Raw genomic sequence first — 21,064 nt, forward strand, 5'->3', positions numbered from 1 at the left:
CCCAAGGACTTCCGGGCTTCCGGACTTCCCGACCTCCAGAAAGAGAGCGACACGCCGGTGGAAACGGAGTTGCGAACCAGCCCGACGACGCGCGCGTGCGAGTGCGGCGCGACGGTGTGGCTGACGGGCCTGCCCAGTTCGGGAAAGACGACGATCGCCCACGCCGCGGCCGAGCGCCTGCGCGCCGACGGCCGCCGGGTGGAGGTGCTCGACGGCGACGAGTTCCGCCTGACCCTCTCCGCCGGCCTCGGCTTCGGCCGCGCGGACCGGTACACGAACGTGCAGCGCATCGGACTGGTCGCGGAGGTGCTGGCGCGCAACGGCGTGCTGGTGCTGGTCCCGGCCATCGCGCCCTACGCGGACAGCCGGCAGGCCGTCCGCGAGCGGCACGACACCTCCCGCACGCCCTACCTGGAGATCCACGTCGCGACCCCGACGAGCACCTGCGCCGAACGCGACGTCAAGGGCCTCTACGCCCGGCAGGCCGCCGGGGAGCTGACCGGACTGACCGGCGTCGACGACCCCTACGAGGCCCCGGCCCACCCCGATCTGCGCATCCCCGCGCACGAGCAGACCGTCGCCGAATCGGCGACGGAACTGCTGAACCTGCTGGCGGAAAGGCGGCTGATATGAACCCCCGCCCGATCGGCACGATGACAGACGACCTCTCCGCCCTCGGCCACCTGGACGCCCTGGAGTCCGAGTCGGTGCACATCTTCCGCGAGGTGGCGGGGGAGTTCGAACGGCCGGTGATCCTGTTCTCCGGCGGCAAGGACTCCATCGTCATGCTGCACCTGGCGCTGAAGGCGTTCGCACCCTCCGCCGTGCCGTTCGCGCTGCTGCACGTGGACACCGGCCACAACTTCCCCGAGGTCCTCGACTACCGCGACCGGGTGGTGGCCGAACGCGGACTGCGGCTGCACGTCGCCTCCGTGCAGGAGTACATCGACCGGGGCCTCCTGCGCGAACGCCCCGACGGCACCCGCAACCCGCTCCAGACCGTGCCGCTCACCGAGCGGATCCGCACCGAGCGCTTCGACGCCGTCTTCGGCGGCGGGCGCCGCGACGAGGAGAAGGCCCGCGCCAAGGAGCGCGTCTTCTCGCTGCGCGACGAGTTCTCCCAGTGGGACCCGCGCCGCCAGCGCCCCGAACTCTGGCAGCTGTACAACGGCCGCCACGCGCCCGGCGAGCACGTCCGGGTCTTCCCGCTGTCCAACTGGACCGAACTGGACGTCTGGCAGTACATCGCCCGCGAGAAGATCGACCTCCCGGCGATCTACTACGCGCACGAGCGGCCGGTCTTCCGGCGGGCCGGCATGTGGCTGACGGCGGGGGACTGGGGCGGCCCCGCGGAGGACGAGCCGGTCGAGACCCGGCTGATCCGCTACCGGACCGTCGGCGACATGTCCTGCACCGGCGCCGTCGACTCCGACGCGACCACCATCGAGAAGGTCATCGCCGAGATCGCCGCCTCCCGGCTCACCGAGCGCGGCGCCACCCGCGCCGACGACAAGCTCTCCGAAGCGGCGATGGAAGACCGCAAGCGGGAAGGGTACTTCTAGACATGAGCAGCCACCACGGGACGAACAGCCACCGCGGGACGATCGGCCACCGCACCGCCGCCGAGGGCCGGTTCGGCCCGTCGCCCACCACCCTGCTGCGCTTCGCCACCGCCGGTTCCGTCGACGACGGCAAGTCCACGCTCGTCGGGAGGCTGCTGCACGACTCCAAGTCCGTGCTCGCCGACCAGATGGAGGCCGTCGAGCACGCCTCCCGCGCGCGCGGCGCCGCCGTGCCGGACCTCGCGCTGCTCACCGACGGGCTGCGCGCCGAGCGCGAGCAGGGCATCACCATCGACGTCGCCTACCGCTACTTCGCCACCCCCCGGCGGCGGTTCATCCTCGCCGACACCCCCGGGCACGTGCAGTACACCCGCAACATGGTCACCGGAGCCTCCACCGCCGAGCTGACGGTCGTCCTGGTCGACGCCCGCAACGGCGTCGTCGAGCAGACCCGCCGGCACGCCGCCGTGGCGGCACTGCTGCGCGTCCCGCACGTCGTCCTCGCGGTCAACAAGATGGACCTCGTCGACCACCGGGAGTCCGTCTTCGCCCTGATCGCCGAGGAGTTCACGGCGTACGCCACCGCGCTGGGCGTCCCCGAGGTCACCGCGATCCCGATCTCGGCGCTGGCCGGGGACAACGTGGTCGAGCCCTCCGCGCGGATGGACTGGTACGGCGGCCCGACCGTACTGGAGCACCTGGAGTCGGTGGAGGTCGGGGACGGCGCGGCCGAGGGCTCCGCCCGCTTCCCCGTCCAGATGGTCATCCGGCACCAGGGGGAGCGCTACTACGCGGGCCAACTGGTCGGCGGCCGGCTCCGGGTGGGCGAGACGGTGACCGTGCAGCCCTCCGGCCGGGTCACCACCGTCGTCGCGCTCGACGTGCTCGGCCAGGCGGCGGACGCGGTGGCCGCGGGCGCCTCGCTCAGCGTCCGGCTCGCCGACGAGATCGACGTCGGCCGGGGCGACATGCTCACCGCCGGGCCCCGGCCGCCGCGGATCACCAGGACGGTCGAGGCCACCGTCTGCCATGTCGCCGACACCCCGCTCACCGTCGGCCAACGGGTCCTGCTCAAGCACACCACCCGCACCGTGAAGGCGATCGTCGAGGACATCCCGTCGCGGCTCACGCTGGACGACCTCTCCCAGCACACGGAGCCGGGGAGCCTCGTCGCCAACGACATCGGGCGGGTCAGGGTCCGCACCGCCGAACCGCTCGCGCTCGACTCCTACGCCGACTCCCGGCGCACCGGGGCGTTCCTGCTGATCGACCCGGCCGACGGCACCACCCTCGCCGCCGGAATGGCGGGAGACGCCTTCCTGCCCGCCGCCGCACCGGTCGGCGCGGTGGCGGCGGAGGCCGACGGCTGGGACTTCTAGGGCGTTTTCCTCGTCGGGTGGTGTCCATTTCAATTTTCTTTCGGCCAACCGTGCAAGAGGTCTGTTCGAGTCCGCAGCACCCCCCTAGAGTGGACCGCGCTCCTCCACAAGTGACCTTTCCGTCACAGGAGTTCACTGGTTCATCGAGCGTTCGGCGCAGCCTGTTCCCACCATCGAGCCGGAAGGGCGGGTCCGTGACACAGGCGTTCCAGTCCCCGGGCTTCGCCGCGCTCGCGGCGGGCCGCGCGGTCGAGACGCGGCTCGTCGAGGAGCGCTGGCAGGCGGTGGCCTGGGACCTCGGGACGGACCGGCGCCGGGTCGTCACCGACCGGCCCGGCGGCGTCCACCTGAGCGAGATCGAGCCCGACGGCGACGCCATCTGGTGGTTCGACTCCGACAGCGACGAGCAGGGCCGCTGGCGGCGGGAGCCGTTCGCCGGCGGGCCGGACGGCGAGGCGCTGCACGGGGTGCCGCCCGGGCGCCCGTACGGCGTCGCCTTCGACCGGACGGGCGCGCTCGCGGCGGTGGCCCTCGGCGTCGACGGGGCCTCGCACTGCTACGTCGGACCGCCCTCGGGCGAGGCGCGGCTGATCGGCTCCGCGCCGGGCTACCTGAGCCTGGCCGACCTGTCGCCGGACGGCCGGCTGCTCGCCCTCGGCGGTCGGCCGGACGGGGACGACGCGGTGCTCCTGTGGCCGACGGACGGCGGACCGGCGGTCAGCGCGGCCGGGGGCGGCGGACTCCGGCTCTGGCCGATCGAGTTCAACCCGCTCTCCGTCCTCGACCCCGAACTGCTGCTGGTGGTCGAGGAGGACGAGCGCTACACCGTCGCGACCTGGCGGGCCGGCACCGGGCTGCGCCGCTACCCCGGCCTGTCGTTCGACGCCCAGATATCGGCCGGCTGGTACCGGGGGCCGCGCGGGGTGCTGATCCAGCACGAGCGGGCCGGGCGGAGCCGACTGCTCCTCGCCGACCTCGACCCGGCGCCCGTCGTCCGGGAGCTCGGCACGCCCGGCGGCACCATCCACGACCTGTCCTGCGCGCCGGACGGCACCCTGCACTGCGTCTGGAGCCGGGAGTCCACCCCGCCCCGCCCGCTGGTCCTGCGCCCGGAGGCGGGAGCGGGGACGGGGACGGGGGTGACGGCCGACCCCGGGCCCGACCCGGACCACCCCGGCCTGGACCTCGACGGCACCTCCCGCGGCCGCCGCTGGACGGCCCGCCCGTACGGACGGATCCACAGCTTCGTCAGCACCCCGCCCGGCCGGGGCCCGTGGCCGACGCTGTTCCTGGTGCACGGCGGCCCCGCCACCCACGACCGGGACTCCTACGACCCCCGGGTGAACATCCTGGTCGGCCACGGCTACGCGGTGGTGCGCACCAACTACCGCGGCTCCACCGGCTACGGCGCCCGCTGGCAGCACGAGTACGAGCACCGGGTCGGGCTGGCGCAGATCGAGGACCTCGCCGCCGTCCGCGCCGAGCTGGTCGCCGACGGCACGGCGCTCGCGGACCGCACCGGCCTCTGCGGGTTCTCCTGGGGCGGCTATCTGACCCTGCTGGCGATGGGTGTCCAGCCGGAGCTGTGGTCGCTCGGCATGGCCGCCCAGCCGATCGCGGACTACCCCGCGACCTACCGCGGCACCACCCCGGCCCTGCGCGCGCTCGACCGGCAGCTCTTCGGCGGCAGCCCCGACGAGGTGCCCGAGCGCTACCGCGCGGCCGACCCCCGGTCGTACGTGCACCGGGTGCGCTCGCCCGTGCTGCTGGTCGTCTCGAAGGACGACGAGCGGTGCCCGCCCGAGCAGGTGGCCCGGTACGCCGCGGACCTGCGCCGGCTGGCGGTGCCGCACGAACTGCTCCGGGTGGACGGCGGCCACTACAGCCGCCGGACCGCCGACCACCGGTCGGTGCTGGCCGCGATGGTCCGGTTCGCCGGACAGACCTGGCCGGCGCCACCCCACCGACCACCTCGGGGCGACCGTCCCGGGGGATCCACCCAGCCGTTGGAAGGAGGTGAACAGCCATGAAGCGTCGCAGCATCCAGAACGACCCGATCGGTACCCCGGAGCGTGACCGTGGCGCGGTGATCGTCCAGAACTTCGCGCTCGACATCACCAAGGCCGCACCGGTCGCGCCCGCCCTCAAGGGGCAGCCGAAGCCGAAGCCGGAGTCCAAGAAGTGATTCCCGGTCGCTCCGGGGCGCCTCGGCGCCCCGGAGCGACACCCCGCGCACCGCCCCTGCCCACCGCCCGGGTCCACCGTCCGCGCACGACAGAAGTGGCCATCATGCGTATCGTCCTGCTGCACATGCCCTGGGGTGCGATCGACGTGCCGTCGCTGGCGCTCGGGATCCTGCACACCGCCGCCGCCCGCGCCGGCCACGAGGTCGAAGTGCGCTACGCCAACCTGGACTTCGTGGACTGGGCGGCCGAGACCGCCGGGTTCGGCGTGGACGACTACGAGTACTTCTCCGAGAAGTCCTACTTCCAGGGCGCGGGCGACTGGGCCTTCGCCGGCGCGCTGTACGGCGACGACGAGCCCGCCCCGGGCTTCGCCGAATCCGCCGACGCCGAGAGCTACTTCGAGTACCTGGCCACCAACGGCGCGAGCGAGCAGGAGATGGCCCTCACCCGGGCCACCCGGGCGCTCGCCCCCGTGTTCATCGCGCGGCTGGTCGAGGAGATCGCCGCCGACCCGCCGGACCTGGTCGGCTTCACCACCACCTTCCAGCAGAACACGGCGAGCCTCGCCGCCGCCCGGCTGCTCAAGCAGCGCTGCCCGCAGGTGCGGACGGTGTTCGGCGGCGCGAACTGCGACGGCCCGCAGGGCGCCGCGCTGCACCGCAACTTCCCCTTCCTGGACTACGTGGTGCGCGGCGAGGGCGAGGCTGCCTTCCCGGCGCTGCTGGCGGGCGGCGACCTCGCCGACGTCCCCGGACTGTGCTGGCGGGACGGGTCCGGGACGTCGACGGCCAACGAGATGTCGAGGCGCCCGCTGCCGCCCGCGGCGATCCTGACGCCCCGCTACGACGGCTTCTACGAGCGGCTGGACGCCTCGGTCGCGGCCGGCTGGGTCGACCCCAAGCTCGTCCTCGAAGGCTCCCGGGGCTGCTGGTGGGGGGAGAAGCACCACTGCACCTTCTGCGGTCTCAACGGCTCCTCGATGGAGTTCCGCTCCAAGCCGCCGGCGGACTTCCTGGCCGAGGTGCTCACCCTCGCCGAGCGCCACCAGCTGCTGGACGTCTACGTGGTCGACAACATCCTGGACATGGGCTACTTCGACACCGTCCTGAAGTCCCTGGCCGAACTCCCCGTCGACCTGCGGCTGCACTTCGAGATCAAGGCCAATCTGCGCCGCCACCAGTTCCAGCTGCTCGGCGACTCCGGCGCGGCCCAGGTGCAGCCCGGTATCGAGAACCTGAGCACCCGGGTGCTGCGGATCATGGACAAGGGGGTGACGGGCTGCCAGAACGTGCGCGCGCTGCGGGACGCGCAGAGCGCCGGCGTCTCGGTCACCTGGAACTACCTCTACGGCTTCCCGGGCGAGCGGCCGGACGACTACGAGTCGGTGATCCGCCAGCTGCCGGTGCTGCACCACCTGGACCCGCCGACCGGCGCGGGACGGATCGCGATCGAGCGGTTCAGCCCGTACTTCGACCGCCCCGAACTGGGCTTCGCGATCACCAGGCCGGCCTTCCAGTACCGGGCGACGTACCGGCTGCCGGAGAGCGAACTCAACCAGCTGGCCTATGTGTTCACCGCACCACCGCGGGGGATCGGCGGCGAGGTCGCGGAGCGGCTGGGCGAGGCGGTGGACACCTGGCTCGCCCGGTTCCCCGACAGCCGGCTCACCTACCGTGAGGCGGGCGGGCGGATCGTGCTCGTCAACACCCGGCCCGGCTGGGACTGGCGGGTGGCCGAGCTGACCGACCCGGTGGAGATCGCCGCCTTCCGGCTGCTGGGGCAGCCCCGCTCGCCCGCCGCGCTGGCCGCGAAGCTCCCCGGCGGCGCGGCGGCGGTCGAACCGGTCCTGGAGCGGTTCACCGCGCTGGGCCTGCTGTTCCACGACGGGGACAGCTACCTCCAGGTCGCCGTCGAGTCCGACAACCAGGTGCTGATGCGGATGCGGCACCGGCACGGCCCCGCCGCCGCCCTTCCCCCCGGTCCTCGCACGGAGACCGTGACCGGGAGCGAGACCGAGGAGGTGCTGGATGCCGTCCCGATCGGCTGAGCGGACCGACGCCGGGGCCTGGCGGGCGGCCGGACCGGAGGCCGAGCTCTGGCTCGACTACGACCCCGCCGCAAGGGAGTTGCCGGGCATCGCGCTCGGTCGCCGGACCCTGGGCGGACCGGCGGGGGAGGAGATCACCGCACTGCACCGGGCCGGGGTGCGCTGCCTGCGGCTGACCGAGCCGGTGCGGCTGTGCGCCGACGCGCCGGCGGCCTCGGCGCGGGCCCTGATGCTGCTGCGCGAGGCGACCGGACAGGGGCTGGCCGTGCTCTGGCACGCGGTCTGCACCGACGGCTGCGCGGAGCAGCGGCGGTTCCACCACCTGTACCCGCCCGAGGAGTCGACCGGTGCGGCGGCCGAGGTCGCCGCCGACTGGCGGGCGAGCTACTTCCCGAGCAAGTGCGTCTACCGGCGCGGCCCCGGCTTCGTCGAGGTGCGCGACCGCCGCTTCGGGACGCTGGAGCTGTTCACCATCGACGAGCCCGGTCACCTGGCCCAACTGGACGCGCTGGCCGACGGTGTCGAGCTCGGCCGACTGCCGGAGGCCGTCCACCGGGACTTCGCCGAGGCGGGCCTGATCGCCGAACAGGCCGGGCGGGTCTGGTTCCTGCCCATGCGGGTGCGCCGCTGGCCGTTCCCGTCCCTGACCGTCTGACCGTCTGACCTGTCCAGCTTGTCCGCCCGTCCGACCTGCCCGACCGTCCGACCCGTTCGAGGAGAGAAGCATGAGCACCGCGGTCGACGACGCCGCCGCGCGGATGTCCGCGTTCATCCGCGACCCCTACCCCACGCTCGCCCGGATCCGCGAGGCCGGCGCGGTCTCCGTCGTGGAGTTCGGCGAGGGCCTGCCGGTCTACCTGGTGACGCGGTACGAGGACGTCCGGGCCGCGCTGATGGACCCGAGGTTCGGGCAGGACGTCCGCCGCAGCCAGGCCATCGCCAGCGGACGGGGCGCCGGTCTGACCCTCGGCTCGGACGTCGTCCACATGCTCAACAGCGACCCGCCGGACCACACCCGGTTGCGCCGACTGATCCAGGGCGTCTTCACCCGCCGCCGGGTCGACCTGATGCGGCCGCTGGTCGAGCGCATCGCCGGCGGCCTGCTGGACGGGCTGCGCGGGCGGAGCACGGCCGATCTGGTGACGGACTTCGCCTTCCCGCTGCCGATCATGGTCATCTGCGAACTGCTGGGCTTCCCCCCGGAGGACATGCAGTCCTTCCGCACCTGGTCGACGGCGATCCTGACCCAGGGCGGCGAGATGACCTTCGACCAGGCCACCGGCGAACTGAACGACTACCTCCGGGAGTTGATGACCACCCGGCGGGCTTCCCCGCGCACGGACATCCTCACCGACCTGGTGCGGGCCTGCGACGCCGGGGAGCTCAGCGAGAAGGAGGTGTTCTCGATGGTCTTCCTGCTGCTGATCGGCGGCCACGAGACCACCGTCAACCTGCTCGGCACCGCCACCCTGGCCCTGCTCCACCACCCGGACCAACTGGCCTGGCTGCGCGCCAACCCGGCGGCGATGCCGGTCGCGATCGACGAGTTCCTGCGCTACGAGTCCCCGGTGAGCATGGCCACGATGCGGTTCACCAACGCCGAGGTGACGGTCGACGACGTGGAGATCCCGGCGGACGAGCTGGTCCTGCTCTCGCTCGGCGCGGCCAACCGGGACCCCGCCCGCTTCACCGACCCGGACCGGCTGGTCCTGGACCGGAACGACCCGGGCCACCTGGCCTTCGGGCAGGGCCTGCACCGCTGCCTCGGCTCCTTCCTCGGCAAGCTGGAGAGCGAGGTGGCGCTCACCGGCCTGCTGGAGCGCTTCACCCGGATCGAGCTGGCCGCCCCGGAGGAGACCCTGCCGTGGCGCAACACGATCATGCTGCGCGGTCTGGAGTCGCTCCCGGTCTCGCTCGATGGCTAGCAGCACGGGCACGGACCGTGATCCGAAGGCGGGACTGCTGCGCTTCCGCCCCCGGATCGGCCTCGCGCCGCTGCGCTCGCGCGGCTACCGGCTGCTGGTGATCGGCCAGGGCACCTCGGAGTTCGGCAACGCGTTCCAGGTCGTCGCCCTGCCGCTGCTGGTCCACGCCCTCGGCGGCGGCGCCCGCCAGCTGAGCCTGGTGGTCGCCGCCTACGGCGCGGGACGGCTGGCCGCCACCCCGCTCGGCGGGATGTTCGCCGACCGGTTCGGCGCCTGGCGGGTGATGATGGCCGCCGACCTCGGCCGACTGCTCGCCACCGCCGGACTGTGCGCGGCCGCCGCCGCCGGAACGTCGAACTTCTGGTTGATCGGCGCCCTCGCGCTGCTGGTCGGCCTCGGGGCGGGGGTCTTCCTGCCGGCCGCCTGGGCGATCACCCCGACCCTGCTGCCCGCCGAGGACCTGCACGCGGGCAACGCGCTCAACAGCACGGTGACCTTCGGCGCCGGCCTGCTCGGCCCGGCGGCGGCCGGCCCCCTGGTCGCCTGGCTGAACCCGGCCGTCGCCCTCGGCCTGGACGCGGCGACCTTCGCCGTGTCGGCGGCGACCCTGCTGCTGATCGGCCGCGGTGCCCTGGTCGCACCACCCCGCCCGATCTCCGAACGGGCCTCCGTACCGAGGAACTTCCGCGCCCTGCTGCGGGAGTCGCCGCTGCTGCGCGCGGTGCTGACGGTGACGGTGATCGCCAATCTGACGGTCGGCGGCGCCACCAGGGTCGCCCTGCCGACCCTGGCCACCGACGGCTTCGCGGCCGGCGCCGTCGGCCTCGGCCTGCTGCTGGCCGCCTTCACCGGCGGCGCGCTCGTCGGCGGCCTGTTCGCGGCCGGCCTCACGGCGGTGCGCTCGCGCGGCCGCACGGCCATGCTCTCCGGCCTGGTGATGGGCGCGGCGATCGGCCTGGTGCCGTTCACCGGCCTCGTCGGCGCCCTGCTGCTCCTGCTCGTCGCCGGCGGCGCCAGCACGGTGACCAACGTCCTGGTCGTCACCGGCGTCCAGAAGAGCACCCCGCCCGCCCTGTTGGCCCGGGTCATGGCGGCCATCACCTTCTGCGGTCTCGGCGTCTTCCCCGTCTCCGTGATCGCGGCCGGTGCGGCGGTCGAGGCCTTCGGCAGCAGCGGCGTCCTCGCGACCACCGGCCTCTGCCTGCTCGGCGCCTTCGGCTACGCCCTGACCCGCCCCGAGATCCGCGAGCTGTGAGCCCACCGCCTCAGCAGGCGCAGGAGATGCCCGAGCGCGGGGCCGTCAGGTCGTCGATCGGCCGCCGCTCGGAACCCTCGGCGGTCTCGAAGACGAAGCCCTCACGGACCCAGTACTCGAAGCCGCCGAGCATCTCCTTCACCCGGTAGCCGAGCCGGGCGAAGGCGAGCGCGGCCCGGGTGGCACCGTTGCAGCCGGGCCCCCAGCAGTAGGTGACCACGGTGGCCCCGCGGTCGACCAGCTCCGGGATCCGGGCGGTGGGCAGGTGCAGCGCGCCGGGGATGTGCCCCTGCGCCCAGGCGACCTCGCTCCGCGAGTCGACGAGGACCAGCCCGGGCACCCCCGCCGTGAGGTCGGCCCGCACGTCCGAGACATCGGCCTCGAAGCTGAGCCGGGAGAGGAAGTGCGCCTCGGCCACGGCCGGCTCGGCGGGCGGAACGGAGAGAACGGCGCTGGTCATGGTGGGCTCCCGAGGACTTGGTCGATCCGTGCTGACACCTCGATCCTGTCGCACCCCCACCCGGCCCACGAGTGTCGTGATCGCCGCTGTCCGCCAAGATCCCGCCACCCCCCTCGACCGGTCGCAGTCGCGCTGCGGCGTTCGACCGTGCGCCCCGCGGCGCCCGTGCGGGCGGCCGGCCCGAGGGCCCGCCGCCCGCACGGGGGGATCAGCCGAGCACGGTCTGCACCGTTCCCGCCGCCACCGTCCGTCCGCCCTCGCGGACGGCGAAGCCGAGGCCGGGCTCCAGCGGCACGGACTGGCCGAGCGTCACCGTGACCTCGACAGTCTCGCCCGGCAGCGCGACGGTGACCCCGTCGGGCAGCCGGACCTCGCCGACCACGTCGCCCGTCCGCAGGTGGAACTGCGGACGGTAACCGCCGGTGATCGGTGTGCGGCGGCCGCCCTCGGCCGTCGACAGCAGGCGCAGCCGGGCGGTGAAGCCCGTGTGCACGGAGGCGCTGCCGAGTGCCGCGACCACCTGTCCGCGCCGGACCTGCCCGCGCTGCACCCCGCGCAGCAGCAGCGCGACGTTGTCGCCGGCCTCCGCGGACTCCATGGTCCGGCCGAAGGTCTCCACGCCGGTCACCACGGACTGCACCTCCGCGTCGTGGCCGAGGACCTCCACCCGGTCGCCCGTCCGGACCCGTCCGCGCTCGACCGCGCCGGTCACCACCGTGCCGCGGCCGGTGATGGTGAGCACGTTCTCGATCGGCAGCAGGAACGGCGCGTCGGTGTACCGCACCGGCGTCGGCACGTGGGCGTCCACCGCGTCCAGCAGCCGCAGCAGCGCGGCCGACCAGTACGGGTCGCCCTCCAGCGCGCGCAGCCCGGAGACCGGGACCACCGGCAGGGACGCGCCGTCGTACCCGTGCGCGCCGAGCAGCTCGCGCACCTCCAGCTCGACCAGCTCCAGGAGTTCCGGGTCGCCCGCGTCGGCCTTGTTCAGCGCCACCACGACGTGCTCGACGCCGATCTGACGCGCCAGCAGGACGTGCTCGGCCGTCTGCGGCATGATGCCGTCCCGGGCGGAGACGACCAGGATCGCCCCGTCCAGCTGCGCCGCACCGGTGATCATGTTCTTGACGAAGTCGGCGTGGCCGGGCATGTCGACGTGCGCGTAGTGCCGGGTCGCCGTCTCGTACTCGACGTGCGAGATGTTGATGGTGATGCCGCGGGCGGCCTCCTCCGGGGCCCGGTCGATCCGGTCGAACGGGACGAAGGTGCCGCCGTCGCGGTCGGCCAGGACCTTGGTGATGGCCGCGGTGAGGGTGGTCTTGCCGTGGTCGACGTGACCCATGGTGCCGATGTTCAGGTGCGGCTTGCTGCGCACGAAGGCCTGCTTGGCCATGGTTTCTCTCCGGGAGTCGTCAGTGAGCTGACGGGACCTCTGCGACGGGCCGACCTTCCCCGTCCGAGGTCCCGGGGACGACCCGGGGAAGGTCAGCTTCGTGCGCCGTCGAATGCGGCTGCGACTGCCTGGGCAGCAGCCATCGCGCCCGCGACTGCGGGGTATGCGGCGATGGCGTACTGGAACATGCGGCTCATCATGCCGGTGCGCGCGGCGGCCCGCGAGCGAATTTCCGCAGGGCACCGGTCGGCGGTGCCACGGCGGCCCGGATCGCGGGCGCCGACGGCGGTGCGGCGCGCGGCGTCCTCGACTCCGGCCTGCCTTGACTGCGGCACTACGACCTGGCCGGGATCCTCACCAGGGCCCGGGTCTCACCGTCCGGCCACCTGGCCGCCTGGACGGTCTTCCTCAGCGGTGACTCCTACGCCGGAATGTCGAGTGCCCCTCGCTCTCCCCGGACAGGACCGCGTCGCCTACAGGAGGAGGGATCCCGCACAGCCCGACGACGACCCCTGGCGGCTGTACGTCCTGGACCTCCGCACCCTCGCCTACGCGATGCCGAGCGACAGCGGCAGCGACCTGTGGAGCGTCCCCGCCGACGGTTCGGGCGTCGGCCCTGCTCGTCGCCGCCGTGCTCGCACCGGCAGTGGTGCGGTGAGGGACCTCCTTCAACGACCCCGCGGCACGGCCGGGGCCGGGCCGGTCCGGTGTCGCCGCCCCCACTCCCAGTACAACCCGTAGACGTGAGTCTTCGCTGGATACCCTCCAGGCTCAACCCGCTCTCGCGGATTGCCGTGCGGAGCGCGAGATCGAACGGACCCCCGCGTAGGACCTGGGCGAGTTCGCCGACCAGCTCCGACCCGACCGGGTCCTCCGGTCCGGGCCGTCCCCCTTGTCCGGGCGGGGGGTGTCTGACGCGTCCGTCGCCCGTTTTGAATCGGGCACCGATCAGCAGTACTGTTTTCCAGTCGCTCGACAGGGAGCACCGGACACGCATCGGCGCGGACGGTCCCGGGGCGGCCAATCCTTCGAACGCACGACTTCCCGTTCCGGGTCGGTCCCGCCATGTGCGCAATCGGCCCGGTGCAGTTCCGGCGTGCTCGTTTTCGGGATTGCGGCCGGATTCGCTTTTCGGAGCGTGGGTCGGCTAAAGTTTTGGACGTCGGACGGGGTGCGAATCCCGGAAAGACGCCGGCGAGTCGGACGAATGAAACTCCGGAAAACGGAGCGGAAAACGTCTGATAAGCTGGGAACACGAAAGAACGAAGCGCCCGGAGGGCCGGTGTGAAAGCCGCCTGAAGGAAGTGTCCGTTCCTTGAGAACTCAACAGCGTGCCAAAAGTCAACGCCAGATATGTTGACATCCCCGGCCTCAGGGTTTCCTGGGGTTGGAGATTCCTTTTGAAGTAAGACACTAGCGAGGACGCAGTGCGCGGGACCGCCCAATTCCGGTGGTTGCCGTGCCGCTCGACGCGAGTGTAGACCGGCCCCTTCTAATCATTGGGCCGAGTAAACATTCACGGAGAGTTTGATCCTGGCTCAGGACGAACGCTGGCGGCGTGCTTAACACATGCAAGTCGAACGGTGAAGCCCTTCGGGGTGGATCAGTGGCGAACGGGTGAGTAACACGTGGGCAATCTGCCCTGCACTCTGGGACAAGCCCTGGAAACGGGGTCTAATACCGGATATGACCTGGGACCGCATGGTCCCGGGTGTAAAGCTCCGGCGGTGCAGGATGAGCCCGCGGCCTATCAGCTTGTTGGTGGGGTAATGGCCTACCAAGGCGACGACGGGTAGCCGGCCTGAGAGGGCGACCGGCCACACTGGGACTGAGACACGGCCCAGACTCCTACGGGAGGCAGCAGTGGGGAATATTGCACAATGGGCGAAAGCCTGATGCAGCGACGCCGCGTGAGGGATGACGGCCTTCGGGTTGTAAACCTCTTTCAGCAGGGAAGAAGCGCAAGTGACGGTACCTGCAGAAGAAGCACCGGCTAACTACGTGCCAGCAGCCGCGGTAATACGTAGGGTGCGAGCGTTGTCCGGAATTATTGGGCGTAAAGAGCTCGTAGGCGGCCTGTCGCGTCGGATGTGAAAGCCCGGGGCTCAACCCCGGGTCTGCATTCGATACGGGCAGGCTAGAGTGTGGTAGGGGAGATCGGAATTCCTGGTGTAGCGGTGAAATGCGCAGATATCAGGAGGAACACCGGTGGCGAAGGCGGATCTCTGGGCCATTACTGACGCTGAGGAGCGAAAGCGTGGGGAGCGAACAGGATTAGATACCCTGGTAGTCCACGCCGTAAACGTTGGGAACTAGGTGTTGGCGACATTCCACGTCGTCGGTGCCGCAGCTAACGCATTAAGTTCCCCGCCTGGGGAGTACGGCCGCAAGGCTAAAACTCAAAGGAATTGACGGGGGCCCGCACAAGCAGCGGAGCATGTGGCTTAATTCGACGCAACGCGAAGAACCTTACCAAGGCTTGACATATACCGGAAACGGCCAGAGATGGTCGCCCCCTTGTGGTCGGTATACAGGTGGTGCATGGTTGTCGTCAGCTCGTGTCGTGAGATGTTGGGTTAAGTCCCGCAACGAGCGCAACCCTTGTTCTGTGTTGCCAGCATGCCTTTCGGGGTGATGGGGACTCACAGGAGACTGCCGGGGTCAACTCGGAGGAAGGTGGGGACGACGTCAAATCATCATGCCCCTTATGTCTTGGGCTGCACACGTGCTACAATGGTCGGTACAAAGGGCTGCGATGCCGCGAGGCGGAGCGAATCCCAAAAGCCGGCCTCAGTTCGGATTGGGGTCTGCAACTCGACCCCATGAAGTTGGAGTTGCTAGTAATCGCAGATCAGCATGCTGCGGTGAATACGTTCCCGGGCCTTGTACACACCGCCCGTCACGTCACGAAAGTCGGTAACACCCGAAGCCGGTGGCCTAACCCGTAAGGGGAGGAGCCGTCGAAGGTGGGACCAGCGATTGGGACGAAGTCGTAACAAGGTAGCCGTACCGGAAGGTGCGGCTGGATCACCTCCTTTCTAAGGAGCAATGTGCCGCTTGCAGGCGAATGTCCTGCACGGTTGCTCATGGGTGGAACGTTGACTATTCGGCACACTTGGTTGGCATCCGTCAGTACTGCTTCGGCGTGGAAAACGGATTGTTGATGGGGTGTGTCGGGCACGTTGTTGGGTCCTGAGGGAACGGCCGTATGGTCTGTTGCTTCAGTGATGCCGGTCTCATGCGAGGCGAGTTTTCGGACTTGTCGAGTGTGGGTGTCTGGTCGTTGTTTGAGAACTGCACAGTGGACGCGAGCATCTGTGGCCAAGTTTTTAAGGGCGCACGGTGGATGCCTTGGCACCAGGAACCGATGAAGGACGTGGGAGGCCACGATAGTCCCCGGGGAGCCGTCAACCAGGCTTTGATCCGGGGGTTTCCGAATGGGGAAACCCGGCAGTCGTCATGGGCTGTCACCCATACCTGAACACATAGGGTATGTGGAGGGAACGCGGGGAAGTGAAACATCTCAGTACCCGCAGGAAGAGAAAACAACCGTGATTCCGGGAGTAGTGGCGAGCGAAACCGGATGAGGCTAAACCATGAGCGTGTGAGACCCGGCAGGGGTTGCGCTGATGGGGTCGTGGGATTTTTCTTGACCGGTCTGCCGGCCGGTCGGCGAGTCAGAAACCGTACAGGTAGTCGAAGGACATGCGAAAGGTCCGGCGTAGAGGGTAAGACCCCCGTAGACGAAATCTGTACGGCTCGTTTGAAGAACTCCCAAGTAGCACGGGGCCCGAGAAATCCCGTGTGAATCTGGCGGGACCACCCGCTAAGCCTAAATATTCCCTGGTGACCGATAGCGGATAGTACCGTGAGGGAATGGTGAAAAGTACCGCGGGAGCGGAGTGAAATAGTACCTGAAACCGTGTGCCTACAAGCCGTGGGAGCGTCGGACATGCAGCTTGCTGTGTGTCTCGTGACTGCGTGCCTTTTGAAGAATGAGCCTGCGAGTTTGCGGTGTGTAGCGAGGTTAACCCGTGTGGGGTAGCCGTAGCGAAAGCGAGTCCGAACAGGGCGATACAGTTGCATGCCCAAGACCCGAAGCGGAGTGATCTAGCCATGGGCAGGTTGAAGCGGAGGTAAGACTTCGTGGAGGACCGAACCCACCAGGGTTGAAAACCTGGGGGATGACCTGTGGTTAGGGGTGAAAGGCCAATCAAACTCCGTGATAGCTGGTTCTCCCCGAAATGCATTTAGGTGCAGCGTCACGTGTTTCTTGCCGGAGGTAGAGCACTGGATAGGCGATGGGCCTCACCGGGTTACTGACCTTAGCCAAACTCCGAATGCCGGTAAGTGAGAGCGTGGCAGTGAGACTGTGGGGGATAAGCTCCATGGTCGAGAGGGAAACAGCCCAGAACACCGACTAAGGTCCCTAAGCGTGTGCTAAGTGGGAAAGGATGTGGAGTCGCAGAGACAACCAGGAGGTTGGCTTAGAAGCAGCCACCCTTGAAAGAGTGCGTAATAGCTCACTGGTCAAGTGATTCCGCGCCGACAATGTAGCGGGGCTCAAGCACATCACCGAAGTCGTGTCATTGCAGCATATAGGGCCAACGCCTGCTGTGATGGGTAGGGGAGCGTCGTGTGCCGGGTGAAGCGGCGGTGGAAACCAGTCGTGGACGGTACACGAGTGAGAATGCAGGCATGAGTAGCGATACAAGAGTGGGAAACTCTTGCGCCGATTGACCAAGGGTTCCTGGGTCAAGCTGATCTGCCCAGGGTAAGTCGGGACCTAAGGCGAGGCCGACAGGCGTAGTCGATGGACAACGGGTTGATATTCCCGTACCCGCTTTGAAGCGCCAACGCTGAACCAGGTGATGCTAAAGCCGTGAAGCCGGCCCGGAGTCTTCGGACGAAGGGACGTGGTGGAGCCGCTGGACCAAGTCTGTACTAGGTGAGCGATGGGGTGACGCAGGAAGGTAGTCCAGCCCGGGCGGTGGTTGTCCCGGGGTAAGGGTGTAGGCCGAGTGATAGGCAAATCCGTCACTCATCAAGGCTGAGACCTGATGCCGAGCCGATTGTGGTGAAGTGGATGATCCTATGCTGTCGAGAAAAGCCTCTAGCGAGTTTCATGGCGGCCCGTACCCCAAACCGACTCAGGTGGTCAGGTAGAGAATACCGAGGCGTTCGGGTGAACTATGGTTAAGGAACTCGGCAAAATGCCCCCGTAACTTCGGGAGAAGGGGGCCATTCCTGGTGACGGCACTTGCTGCCAGAGCTGGGGGTGGCCGCAGAGACCAGCGAGAAGCGACTGTTTACTAAAAACACAGGTCCGTGCGAAGCCGTAAGGCGATGTATACGGACTGACGCCTGCCCGGTGCTGGAACGTTAAGGGGACCGGTTAGCTCTGATTCGTCGGGGCGAAGCTGAGAACTTAAGCGCCAGTAAACGGCGGTGGTAACTATAACCATCCTAAGGTAGCGAAATTCCTTGTCGGGTAAGTTCCGACCTGCACGAATGGCGTAACGACTTCTCGACTGTCTCAACCATAGGCCCGGTGAAATTGCATTACGAGTAAAGATGCTCGTTTCGCGCAGCAGGACGGAAAGACCCCGGGACCTTTACTATAGCTTGATATTGGTGTTCGGTTCGGCTTGTGTAGGATAGGTGGGAGACTTTGAAGCCGTGACGCCAGTCATGGTGGAGTCGTCGTTGAAATACCACTCTGGTCGTGCTGGATGTCTAACCTGGGTCCGTGATCCGGATCAGGGACAGTGTCTGGTGGGTAGTTTAACTGGGGCGGTTGCCTCCTAAAGAGTAACGGAGGCGCCCAAAGGTTCCCTCAGCCTGGTTGGCAATCAGGTGTTGAGTGTAAGTGCACAAGGGAGCTTGACTGTGAGACTGACGGGTCGAGCAGGGACGAAAGTCGGGACTAGTGATCCGGCGGTGGCTTGTGGAAGCGCCGTCGCTCAACGGATAAAAGGTACCCCGGGGATAACAGGCTGATCTTCCCCAAGAGTCCATATCGACGGGATGGTTTGGCACCTCGATGTCGGCTCGTCGCATCCTGGGGCTGGAGTAGGTCCCAAGGGTTGGGCTGTTCGCCCATTAAAGCGGTACGCGAGCTGGGTTTAGAACGTCGTGAGACAGTTCGGTCCCTATCCGCTGTGCGCGTAGGAGTGTTGAGAAGGGCTGTCCCTAGTACGAGAGGACCGGGACGGACGAACCTCTGGTGTGCCAGTTGTCCTGCCAAGGGCATGGCTGGTTGGCTACGTTCGGGAGGGATAACCGCTGAAAGCATCTAAGCGGGAAGCCTGCTTCGAGATGAGCACTCCCACCTCCTTGAGAGGGTAAGGCTCCCAGTAGACGACTGGGTTGATAGGCCGGATATGGAAGCCCTGTGAGGGGTGGAGTTGACCGGTACTAATAGGCCGAGGGCTTGTCCTCAGTTGCTCGCGTCCACTGTGTTGTTCTGAAACAACGACCCCCACACGTCTGGTCACGGTGTGGGTGCGGTTGACAGTTTCATAGTGTTTCGGTGGTCATAGCGTGAGGGAAACGCCCGGTTACATTCCGAACCCGGAAGCTAAGCCTCACAGCGCCGATGGTACTGCAGGGGGGACCCTGTGGGAGAGTAGGACGCCGCCGAACAATCATTGTGAAGAACCCCCGTCGGGAAACCGACGGGGGTTCTTTGCGTTCTGCGTGAATCGTCGCGGAGAAAGCCGAGAATTCGGGAAGTGTGGCTCCTCGTGCGATCGGGGGGCGGAGGGCTCAGCGCAGGTACCACTTCTGGTTCGGGGTGCCGGAGCAGTCCCACAGCTGGAGCGGGGTGCCGGCGGCGGTGCCCTTGTCCTTGGCGTCCACGCACTTGTTCGCCTGGGGGTTGACGAGGTCCTCGGGGCCCGCGAGGACGAACCGCTGGGCGGGGCTGCCGTTGCAGATCGCCACCTGGATCTTGGTGCCGTTGACGACCGATCCCCAGGCCACGTCCATGCAGAGCTCGCCGGCCCGGACGGTGCCGTCCGGGCGGAAGTCCCAGGTCTGCCAGGCGCCGCCGGTGCAGTCCTGGAGCTCCAGGCCGATGCCGTCGGTGAGCCGGCGGCCGATGGTGCCGATGCAGCGCTGCGAGCCGCGCCCGGCGACGGGGCGGCCGGGCGGCGGGGCGGGCGCGGCGGGTGCGGGCGCCTGGGTGGTGGGAGCGGGCGCCGGGGCCGGGGCGGCGGGCGGCGGTGCCGGGGCCTGGGTGGTGACAGCCGGTGGGGCCGCCGGGGCGGCCGGTTGGGCCGCAGGAGGTTGGGCGGCGGGGGCCTGCGCGGCGGCCGCCGGTCGGTCGGCGGTGCCGGCCGGTGCCGGTGCGCGGGTCTGAGGTCGGGCGGCGGCCGGTGGGAGGGCGGCGGGCCGGTCGGCGTTGTTGCGGTCGGTGGTGCCCGGCCGGTCCGGCGCCGCCTCGGCCGCCACCGGATCGGCGGGCGCCGGGGCGGGTTCGGCCGCCGGGGGAGGTGCGGAGGGCGGGTCGGCGGAAGGCTCCGGCGCGGGAGGGAGGGACGGCGGGCCGTCCGCGGGGTCGGGGGTGCCGGGTGCGGCGGCGATCGTCGTGACCGAGGGTCCGACGGGGACGGCGTCCCGGGCGGCGTGCGGTGCGGCGCCGTTCCCGGAGGGCAGCAGGGCGGAGCCGAGGGCGACGGCGCCCACCAGCGCGGCCGCGGCCGCCGTGGTGGTCCAGACCCTGGCCTGCGGCAGCAGCCCGCGCGGCGGGTTGGGGGTGTGGCGCAGGAAGCTGTCGGAGAAGCGTGCGGGCGCGGGGAGCCGGTCCGGGGCCGGGGCGCCGCCGTCCAGGTGCGTCCGGGACGCCGCGAGCTGAGGGGACTTCCCGTCGGGCACGGCGGCTGACGGTGGGTCGGGCGGTCCGGACACGTGGCCTCCAGGGCGAGGGCGGGCGCTGGGCATGCTCCTCCGGCCGTCCGGCCGCGACATGAACCCGGGGTGTCCCACGGGTGGCGGTGGCCCGACGTTCATGGCGTGTCCATCTCATGACAGTCCGGGGTGGCCCGGAGTTCACCGAAGGATCGGCCGCCCTTTCCCCCGCGGCGCTACGGTGACGGCCGTCCGGGGCGGACCCGTGATCCGAGCGAGGACGCGGCACCGTCCGGACCGGTCCCGCGAGGAGAGCAAGGCACCATCATGGAGCACACAGCCGACCAGGCCCGGCCGGGGTCGACCACCGCACCGTGGGCGGAACTCCTGGCGGCCGAACGCGAAGTCCTGCACCGCTTCATCAGCGGACTCAGCGGCAACGACCCGCACCGGGCCGAGGACATCGTCCAGGAGGCGATGTTACGGGCCTGGCAGTCCGCCGAGGCGCTGGACTGGGAACGCCGGCCGATCCGGCTGTGGCTGTTCACGGTCGCCCGCCGCCTGCTGATCGACGACTGGCGCAAGAACCGCGCGGTGCCGGTCGGCATCGCGGTCGAGGGCTTCCAGACCCCCGCGGCGGCGGACACCGCCGACCCGTCCGACCGGATCCTCGACCGGCTGGTGCTGGTCGAGGCGCTCCGCTCGCTCGACCGTATCCACCAGGAGGCCGTGGTGCACGTCCATCTCCTCGGCCGCCCCGGCGCGGAGGTCGCCCGGGCCGTCGGGATACCCGGCGGAACCCTCAAGTCCCGTACCCACCACGGTGTCCGGTCGCTGCGCCGGCACCTCGCGGACCGGGGTGTGGTCGCCTCGTGACCGGCGCCGTCGTTCCTTCCGTGACCGGGGTCCTCTCCGGCGCCGTCGTTCCCTCCGCAGCCGGTGCCGTTGTCCGCACCGGGAGCGGAGCCGCCCCCGGTGCCCCGAGCGGTCTCCCGGCCGCCGGGACCGC

General features: G+C 69.6%; 13 protein-coding genes, 3 rRNA genes and 1 pseudogene. 14 read left to right on the plus strand and 3 right to left on the minus strand.

Annotated features, from left to right (window positions below; genetic code table 11):
• Window positions 1-69: 69 nt before the first annotated feature.
• The 9 genes from cysC (at window position 70) to OG715_RS36220 (ending at window position 10,354) form a co-directional block, all read left to right on the plus strand.
• The gene (gene cysC / locus OG715_RS36180) at window positions 70-633 is read left to right on the plus strand and encodes an adenylyl-sulfate kinase (protein ID WP_266273044.1); all 564 of its coding nucleotides are present in this window, start codon (window positions 70-72) and stop codon (window positions 631-633) included.
• 20 nt (window positions 634-653) lie between these two features.
• The gene (gene cysD, locus OG715_RS36185) at window positions 654-1,562 is read left to right on the plus strand and encodes a sulfate adenylyltransferase subunit CysD (protein WP_266273043.1); all 909 of its coding nucleotides are present in this window, start codon (window positions 654-656) and stop codon (window positions 1,560-1,562) included.
• A 2-nt stretch (window positions 1,563-1,564) separates the two neighbouring features.
• Window positions 1,565-2,941 (plus strand): sulfate adenylyltransferase subunit 1, encoded by a 1,377-nt coding sequence (locus OG715_RS36190; protein ID WP_266273042.1) that lies wholly within the window; start codon window positions 1,565-1,567, stop codon window positions 2,939-2,941.
• A gap of 194 nt (window positions 2,942-3,135) precedes the next feature.
• Complete coding sequence (locus OG715_RS36195) at window positions 3,136-4,971, plus strand: prolyl oligopeptidase family serine peptidase (protein WP_266273041.1); 1,836 nt, start codon at window positions 3,136-3,138, stop codon at window positions 4,969-4,971.
• On the plus strand, window positions 4,968-5,126 hold the full coding sequence (locus tag OG715_RS36200; RefSeq protein WP_167349777.1) for a hypothetical protein: 159 nt from the start codon (window positions 4,968-4,970) through the stop codon (window positions 5,124-5,126). Before OG715_RS36195 ends, OG715_RS36200 begins: the two co-directional genes overlap by 4 nt.
• A gap of 104 nt (window positions 5,127-5,230) precedes the next feature.
• Complete coding sequence (locus OG715_RS36205; protein ID WP_266273040.1) at window positions 5,231-7,174, plus strand: RiPP maturation radical SAM C-methyltransferase; 1,944 nt, start codon at window positions 5,231-5,233, stop codon at window positions 7,172-7,174.
• Window positions 7,155-7,829: a DUF5825 family protein gene (locus OG715_RS36210; protein ID WP_266273039.1), complete on the plus strand. Its 675-nt coding sequence runs from the start codon at window positions 7,155-7,157 to the stop codon at window positions 7,827-7,829. The genes OG715_RS36205 and OG715_RS36210 overlap by 20 nt, the downstream gene beginning before the upstream one ends.
• A gap of 70 nt (window positions 7,830-7,899) precedes the next feature.
• The gene (locus tag OG715_RS36215; protein ID WP_266273038.1) at window positions 7,900-9,099 is read left to right on the plus strand and encodes a cytochrome P450 family protein; all 1,200 of its coding nucleotides are present in this window, start codon (window positions 7,900-7,902) and stop codon (window positions 9,097-9,099) included.
• Window positions 9,092-10,354, plus strand: a complete 1,263-nt coding sequence (locus OG715_RS36220) for an MFS transporter (protein WP_266273037.1) — start codon at window positions 9,092-9,094, stop codon at window positions 10,352-10,354. The genes OG715_RS36215 and OG715_RS36220 overlap by 8 nt, the downstream gene beginning before the upstream one ends.
• A gap of 10 nt (window positions 10,355-10,364) precedes the next feature.
• Here the strand turns inward: OG715_RS36220 and OG715_RS36225 are convergent, their stop codons facing one another.
• Together OG715_RS36225 and tuf are read right to left on the minus strand one after the other, a co-directional pair.
• Complete coding sequence (locus OG715_RS36225) at window positions 10,365-10,814, minus strand: rhodanese-like domain-containing protein (protein ID WP_266273036.1); 450 nt, start codon at window positions 10,812-10,814, stop codon at window positions 10,365-10,367.
• A 208-nt stretch (window positions 10,815-11,022) separates the two neighbouring features.
• A complete protein-coding gene (tuf, locus tag OG715_RS36230) occupies window positions 11,023-12,204 on the minus strand; it encodes an elongation factor Tu (protein ID WP_266273035.1) in 1,182 nt (393 codons plus the stop codon).
• A gap of 332 nt (window positions 12,205-12,536) precedes the next feature.
• Between tuf and OG715_RS36235 the strand changes: the two are divergent.
• From OG715_RS36235 to rrf, 4 genes and pseudogenes are all read left to right on the plus strand, one after another.
• A pseudogene (locus OG715_RS36235) lies at window positions 12,537-12,813 on the plus strand (hypothetical protein); the annotation flags it as partial.
• Window positions 12,814-13,719: 906 nt separating this feature from the next.
• Window positions 13,720-15,242: ribosomal RNA gene (locus OG715_RS36240) — 16S ribosomal RNA — on the plus strand.
• 281 nt (window positions 15,243-15,523) lie between these two features.
• A 23S ribosomal RNA gene (locus OG715_RS36245) occupies window positions 15,524-18,645 on the plus strand.
• Window positions 18,646-18,732: 87 nt separating this feature from the next.
• Window positions 18,733-18,849, plus strand: a 5S ribosomal RNA gene (gene rrf, locus OG715_RS36250).
• The 16S, 23S and 5S rRNA genes sit together here, the layout of an rRNA operon.
• A gap of 123 nt (window positions 18,850-18,972) precedes the next feature.
• Here rrf and OG715_RS36255 read toward each other — a convergent pair.
• A complete protein-coding gene (locus tag OG715_RS36255; RefSeq protein ID WP_266273034.1) occupies window positions 18,973-20,082 on the minus strand; it encodes an RICIN domain-containing protein in 1,110 nt (369 codons plus the stop codon).
• Between the two features lie 300 nt (window positions 20,083-20,382).
• On the opposite strand from OG715_RS36255, the gene OG715_RS36260 reads away from it, so the two are divergent.
• Entirely contained in the window at window positions 20,383-20,931 is a 549-nt protein-coding gene (locus OG715_RS36260; protein ID WP_266273033.1) for a sigma-70 family RNA polymerase sigma factor, read from the plus strand.
• Window positions 20,932-21,064: the final 133 nt, after the last annotated feature.

It is taken from the genome of Kitasatospora purpeofusca (assembly GCF_036010405.1).
GTDB lineage: Bacteria > Actinomycetota > Actinomycetes > Streptomycetales > Streptomycetaceae > Kitasatospora > Kitasatospora purpeofusca.